Origin of the sequence: Sphingomonas sp. ABOLH, assembly GCF_003951715.1 — a bacterium.
GTDB lineage: Bacteria > Pseudomonadota > Alphaproteobacteria > Sphingomonadales > Sphingomonadaceae > Sphingomonas > Sphingomonas hankookensis_A.
In genome coordinates this window covers 1-1,202 of the sequence record NZ_QQWV01000108.1, presented here as the reverse complement: position 1 = coordinate 1,202, position 1,202 = coordinate 1, and the positions used below count along the sequence as shown (strand labels likewise).

General features: G+C 61.9%; 1 pseudogene. It reads left to right on the top strand.

Features of this window, described 5'->3' with window-relative positions:
• Positions 1-1,126, top strand: a pseudogene (locus CA237_RS19445) (IS3 family transposase); the annotation flags it as partial.
• Positions 1,127-1,202: the final 76 nt, after the last annotated feature.

Below are 1,202 nucleotides of genomic sequence, written 5' to 3'. Positions count from 1 at the left end.
CCGGCGACACCGCCCGTGCCGCGACCACCGGAGAGGTCCAGGACCTGCGCCGCGAAGCCCGGGCCCTGAAGGAATGCGTGGCCGATCTGACACTGGAAAACCGTCTGCTCAAAAAAAGCATGGTCGCGGATGGGGGCAACGACGAATGAGATATCCCGCATCCGAGAAGCTCGAGATCATCAGAACCGTCGAGCAGTCGCACCTGTCGGCCAAGCGCACGCTGGACCAACTCGGCATCCCTCGTCGGACATTCTACCGCTGGTATGATCGCTACCTCGAAGGCGGGCCGGAGGCGTTGGAAGATCGGCCATCGGCGCCGAGCCGGGTGTGGAACCGCATCCCGGCGGGCATCCACGACCAGATCATCGAGCTGGCGCTGGAACAGTCTGAGCTGAGCCCCCGGGAACTGGCCGTGCGCTTCACCGATGGGCAGCGCTACTTCGTGTCGGAATCCACGGTTTACCGCCTGTTGAAGGCCCACGACCTGATCACCAGCCCGGCCTATGTCGTGATCAAGGCTGCCGATCAGTTCCACACGAAAACCACGCGGCCGAACGAGATGTGGCAGACCGACTTCACCTACTTCAAGATCATCGGGTGGGGCTGGATGTATCTGTCGACCGTGCTCGACGACTTCTCGCGCTACATCATCGCCTGGAAGCTGTGCACCAACATGCGAGCCGAGGACGTCACCGACACGCTGGACCTCGCCCTGGCGGCTTCTGGTTGCGACAGCGCCACGGTGCTGCACAAACCTCGGCTACTCAGCGATAATGGCCCCAGCTACATCGCGGGTGAGCTGGCGGAATACATCGAGGCCCGGAAGATGAGCCATGTCCGCGGCGCCCCGTGTCATCCCCAAACCCAGGGCAAGATCGAGCGCTGGCACCAGACCCTGAAAAACCGCATTTTGCTGGAAAACTACTTCCTGCCCGGCGACCTCGAAGCCCACATCGAGGCCTTCGTCGAGCACTACAATCACCAGCGATACCACGAGAGCCTGGCCAATGTGACGCCTGCCGACGCCTACTTCGGCAGGGCTCCGGCAATCATCAAACTGCGCGAAAGGATCAAGCGACAGACCATCGAACATCGGCGCTTGCAGCACCGCAAGTTCGCCGCCTAACATCAACCCCCTGACGAGGTCCGCACTCCGCTAATCTACGCCGCGAGTTGTGCCGAATGTTCTGACGACGGACAGT